Raw genomic sequence first — 6,075 nt, forward strand, 5'->3', positions numbered from 1 at the left:
TTACCAAATTTTATTTATATATCCTTTACTGTGTAGTAACTTTCTAAGATGGAGCATAGCAGTATAGGTAACAAGTACATAATTAGTATTACTTTTACTCTGTGTCAGGCTACTTATTAAATCGTCATCAGATTCACAGAATATAAAATTATTTTCATTAAGATTTGCTGTTTTAAGTCTTACGGCCATATCGTAAAGTCTTATGCCTGAAATAGCAATATCATTTATGTTTAGTTCTGCTAATTTTTCGAAATCTACGTCCCAAATCCAAGATACGTCTGTACCATCTGCATAATTATCATTTAACATTAAAGTTAAATCTATGGAATCATTATTAAGTAAAATAGTGTTAAGTGCTTGGTTATAACCGGCAGGGTTTTTAACGAGGATTATTTTAATTTCTTTTCCATTTATAATTATACTCTCTTGTCTACCAAAACTACTTTTTTGATTAGATAAAGAGGTTTTAATACAGTCGGAAGTAATCCCAAGTTCTGAGGTTACAGCTAAAGCACATAGGCCATTATAAATATTATACTCTCCAGATTGATTAATATAGTAATCTTCATTATTTATTATAACATCTGATCCAGAGGGAGAAATGTTTAGAATGGTATCTACTTTAAATTTTAGTTCAGGACGTTTATATCCACACTTAGGACAAAAATAATTTCCTAAGTGATTATAGGTAATATACTCGTAACTATAAGGTGTTTTACAAAACTTGCAAAATTTGCTATCGGCGTTAACGCTTAAAACTGTATTTTCATTAATTGCTGTATTGAATCCATAATATACAGAAGGGTTTTTAGCATCTATTTTACCAAGTAAAGATTCATCGCCATTTAAAATCAAAAGACTGTTGGGGGTTTTGTGTATTCCCTCTAAAATTTTAGAATAAGTTGTATGTACTTCTCCGTATCTATCAAGTTGGTCTCTGAATAAATTTGTAACCGTTATAATTTCAGGAGTTATACTTTCAGTTATAAATTTAAGGTAAGCTTCATCTGTCTCTATAACAGCATAGATGTCATTGGACTTACGGAAAAATTTATAGTTAGAAATAAAAGATGCTACAATTCCAGTATTCATATTTGCACCGGTACCATTTGTTACAACAGTTTTACCTGCATTAATTAGGATGTTATAAATCATACTAGTTGTGGTAGTTTTACCATTGGTGCCTGTAACTAGCACTACTTTATATCCTTTAGTTATAGTGGAAAGTATATTTTTATCTAGGGCAAGGGCAACTTTGCCAGGGAAATTAGAACCACCCTTAAATAATGTGGTACTAAGTTTAAGGATAATCTTTGAGCTTATTATTGCTATAAGAGAATTAATTTTAATTTTCCACACATCCTTTTAATATATTTAAACATATTTTAATATAAATCCAATGAAGAACTATAATTTTTACAATGATATAGAAAACTTCATGAGTTATATGTCAATTCAACATTATAACATATAATATTGAATTGACATATAAGAACTTATCAATCATAAGGAAAGAAAAAAAGATTAATGGCATTAAAAATTTATTGAAAATCAAATGGGTGGTATGTAATATGTTGCACTATTAACGGGAAAAAGTGACAAAATATGCACAATGAAATATATAATTCAATTTTTGCAATATTAAGACCCAAATACAGCGGAAAATTAAAATTTTTCTTGCATTTTCATAAAAAAAGAGTATTATAATATTATGTAAATAAAAATGTGTTACATTAATTAAATTAATAATATAGTTTATATGGGGGTAGAAAAATGAATTTAGATTTAGGATATTTAAATATTAATACTTCTAAAAAGGTTTATAGAAATTTGAGCTATGCAGCGCTAGTTTCACATGCGCTTAAAAATGGTGAGGGAACTCTTGCGGATAGTGGGGCTCTTGTGGTTAATACAGGAAAATATACAGGTAGGTCACCTAAAGATAGATTTATAGTTAAGCAAGATAGTGTTAAGGAACTTATTAACTGGGGAGATGTAAACTTAGCTATAGATGAAAATGTATTTGATAGTTTATATTCACAGGTTATAGAATATATTTCAGATAAAGATATATATGTGTTTGATGGATATGTTGGTGCTATGAAGGAATATAGCATGAACATAAGAGTTATAAATGAATATGCATCAGAAGCGTTGATGTCAAATCAATTATTTAGAAGAATAGAAAAAGAAGAATTGGAAGGCTTTCAATCAGAATTTAATGTAATTGTTGCTCCAGGATTTAAGGCTAAGGGTGCTGAAGATGGAGTTAACTCGGAGGCCTTCATCATAATTAATTTTGAGAAAAAGATTGTTTTGATAGGTGGAACCCAGTACTCAGGAGAAATAAAAAAATCTATATTTTCAATAATGAACTTTATATTACCAACAAAGGGTGTATTTCCAATGCATTGTTCAGCTAATATAGGTGAGAACGGTGATACGGCCGTATTCTTTGGACTTTCAGGTACAGGGAAAACTACTTTATCAGCAGATCCAGAAAGGAAACTAATTGGAGATGACGAACATGGATGGTGTAATGATGGGGTGTTTAACTTTGAGGGTGGATGTTATGCTAAAACAATTAAACTTAATAAGGATAAGGAAAGAGAGATTTACAATGCATTAAAATTCGGTGCACTGCTTGAAAACGTTGTGTTAGATGAAGAGAATAGACCGATGTTTGATGATGACTCTTTGACTGAAAATACAAGAGGGGCATACCCAATTGAATATATTGAAAATGTTGAAATTAGTGGTGTAGGTAAAAATCCGAATACAATAATATTCTTAACGGCAGATGCATTTGGTGTTATACCTCCTATATCCAAGCTATCTAAAGAAGCAGCTATGTATCACTTTATGTCGGGGTATACTAGTAAGCTTGCAGGTACGGAAAGAGGTATAACTAAACCTAAAGCTACATTTTCAGCGTGTTTTGGAGAGCCATTTATGCTTATGAAACCAGAAGTGTATGCAAAGCTTCTAGGTGAAAGAATAAGTGAAAATAACACAGAGGTGTATCTTGTTAATACAGGTTGGTCTGGAGGCGAGTATGGCGTAGGGAAGAGGATGAACCTTACTTATACTAGGGCAATGGTAAAGGCGGCCATAGAAGGAAAATTAAGAAATGGTGAATTTGAAGAGGATAATAACTTTAATGTGCTTGTTCCAAAGAGTGTACCTAATGTACCTTCAGAAATATTGAATCCGAGGAATACATGGGAAAATAAAGATGAATACGACGGAAAAGTTGCAGAGCTTATTAAACAATTCCAAAATAATTTTAAAAAGTTCGATGAATTAAGTGATGAAATTTTAGCAGCTGCGGTTGGTTGCAAAGAATAGATAAAACATTAAACTATAATTGTAAGATGAGTTGAACAAAGGGTTGAAGCTGAATTATATATTTTTATAAAAAGGACTCTGGTATAAAAAGGGTCCTTTTCTACTAGTGATATTAAACTAATCTCAAAAGAATATTTTATACGAGGTGTATGTTACGAGTATAAAAACTTTCACTTTTATTTAAAAAGCATTATAATTGAAGTATAATTTTTAATTACATTGTGAAAGGAGAGGGTTTGATGAAAATAGGGAGCAGCAAAAATTTATTCATAGGTGTAGTTGTAATAATTGTTAGTATATTTATGTTTATTTATTTGGGCGGTGACGATGGGGAAAAAAACTATATAACTATGGTAAATAAGTGGGATAACCTATATAAGGGAAACAATATAAAGTTTTATTATATGGATGAAGGTGAAGCGGAAATAATTCACTTAAAAAGTAAATGTGAAATTGATAAGATAGTTAATGAAAAGGATGATGAAATTCTAAAGGCATTAGATATTGAAAAGTGGTTAAAAGCTAGATGTGAGATTAGTTTAACAGCTATGGAAACCAAAAAAAATGCTGAAGAACTTTTAATTGAAATGGGTAAGGGTGCAGTGGTTTCACAGAAGGATTACAATACCATTATGGAGGAGTTATTAACCTCTGTTGGTGTTACGGTTAGAGTTGGTGAGTATAGACTTAATGAAAGTTATTCAGTAATTGAAATCTGGGATTCTAAAAGAATGAAATGGATAATGGTAGATGGATTTGCAGGTGGATATTTAGAATGCGACGGTGAACCGCTAAGTGCTATAGAAGTACTTAATAGTGATCTGAAAAATTTGACACTTGATACTGGTGAGAAAAAAATGTCTTTAGAAAAGTCTCATGTTAAAATTTTAAATAGCAGTTTAGGTACATATACTATTAAAGTGGACAATAATAAATACGATAAATCTGTTATTAATTCATATGTGACTTATGTTAAAGAAGTTGAAGATATACAGGTTGAAACTGATAAAGGTTATATTCAGCCAACAATATTTGTAGAGGATGAGGTTGTATTTAATATAAGTCCTTGTATTGATGAAAAAGAATATAAGGCTGATGAAATTCCTACTATGATATTTTCAAAACGAGATATGAAAGAAGATGGCGAAGGATATATAAAGTTTGTTTTAGGAACTTTTATGAATAGTACTATGCTTAGAGACTTTTATATTAGGATAAATGGTGGGGAGTATATAAAAGTGGACACTTATTATAGTCTTTCTGTGGAAACTGGGAATAATTTGATTGAAATCTCCGTTGATGGGGTTAATACAGTGCGTTCAGTTATAATAAACAAAGAGTAGTTGGTTTGTAATGGGAGGTATGTAATATATTTTTAGGGATTATATGAGCACTTTATACTTATGTTTAGAGGTTATAATCGTGTGAAATTGAGAACTATAATGGATATGTGTTGAAACAATATTAAGAATAATTGATCTATTTAGAAAAAAGGCGTAGCATATTATAGAAAACATAGATATATGTACATCATTTATAAAATAAGAATAAATTTTAGAGATTTGACATCATATAGAAAGAAAATTATAATAAGTTTTAAAAGGATATAGATTATTATCATTGATTGTGTGGAGGTTGCGTATGAAAGAAGTTAAGCGTTATTTAGAAAAAAGAGAAGGCAAATATAGTTTTTATTTTGCTGATTTGAAAAGTGGATATACTTACGGTCTCAATGAAAATGATAAAATGGTAGCGGCTGGGTGCATTAAAATTCCAATAGCTATGGCTGCGATGAAAGAAGTGGAATGCAACAATATATCCTTAGAACAATTAGTTAGTATAACAGAGGCTGATAAAGTTACAGGATACTTTGGAATAATACATGAATTCGGAGAAAAACAATACAGTATTAAAGAATTAATAGTAGCGATGCTAATGCAAAGTGATAATACTGCGGCATGTAAAATTATAAACATTATTGGAATGAATAAAATTAATGAAATAGTTAGGGCTATGGGGTTAACGTCTACGGTTATAAATAAATACCCTTCTAATGTTAAGGCTAATGATTTAGATGAAAATATAACTACTTGTTATGATTTGTGTAAATGTTTAACGTTGCTTAATGATGGGACAGTTTTAAGGAAGGAGCATAGTTCATTTATTATAGATATAATAAAGAAAAATCAATTTACTACTGGACTATCATTTTATTGGCCTAAAAATGTACAAGTACAAACGGCTAATAAAAGTGGAAGTTTAGATGAGATTGAAAATGATGCTCTAATTTTAAATGTAGAAAAAGGAGACTTTATATTTGCGGTTATGTCTAAGGATTTACCATCTAATGTTTATGGGGTTACTACGTTAGGTACAGTTGGTAAAATGACTTTCGATATGATAGATAAAGATTGGAATTAGTTATATAAGAGGTTTTGTAAATGCATAAGATGAAAATCTTATGCATTTTTCATGGTGAAAACTATCAGAGAAAGGTAATTCTAACAATGTTGCCAGGTGTATCAATATGAGAAATGTATAGAAAACAGGAGTAATTTAAAGAAGGATTAATATAATATAAGTTAACGCAGACAGGGGTGGTGCTAGGGGGTACTATTGCATGGTATTATAAGTCTTGTCGCTGAGAGATGCGGCAAAGAAACAACAAAAATTGAGAGAAAAATCTTAAGAAATTAAGAAAAAAACTTTTAAAGAAAGTTGTTGACA

Annotated in this window: 4 protein-coding genes; 3 read left to right on the forward strand and 1 reads right to left on the reverse strand. The window is 30.2% G+C overall.

The window, feature by feature from the left end; genetic code table 11:
- The gene (locus RSA29_RS16960) at positions 1-1,359 is read right to left on the reverse strand and encodes a MurT ligase domain-containing protein (RefSeq protein WP_346944058.1); all 1,359 of its coding nucleotides are present in this window, start codon (positions 1,357-1,359) and stop codon (positions 1-3) included.
- A gap of 414 nt (positions 1,360-1,773) precedes the next feature.
- Here RSA29_RS16960 and pckA point away from each other — a divergent pair, with 414 nt between their 5' ends.
- The 3 genes from pckA (at position 1,774) to RSA29_RS16975 (ending at position 5,769) form a co-directional block, all read left to right on the forward strand.
- A complete protein-coding gene (pckA, locus tag RSA29_RS16965) occupies positions 1,774-3,348 on the forward strand; it encodes a phosphoenolpyruvate carboxykinase (ATP) (RefSeq protein ID WP_346944057.1) in 1,575 nt (524 codons plus the stop codon).
- A gap of 239 nt (positions 3,349-3,587) precedes the next feature.
- On the forward strand, positions 3,588-4,691 hold the full coding sequence (locus RSA29_RS16970; protein ID WP_346944056.1) for a hypothetical protein: 1,104 nt from the start codon (positions 3,588-3,590) through the stop codon (positions 4,689-4,691).
- A 298-nt stretch (positions 4,692-4,989) separates the two neighbouring features.
- Positions 4,990-5,769, forward strand: coding sequence for a serine hydrolase (locus RSA29_RS16975; RefSeq protein WP_346944055.1), 780 nt, complete (start codon positions 4,990-4,992; stop codon positions 5,767-5,769).
- The last annotated feature ends 306 nt before the right edge of the window (positions 5,770-6,075 follow it).

It is taken from the genome of Clostridium sp. (genome assembly GCF_036660475.1).
Classification (GTDB): domain Bacteria; phylum Bacillota; class Clostridia; order Clostridiales; family Clostridiaceae; genus Clostridium_J.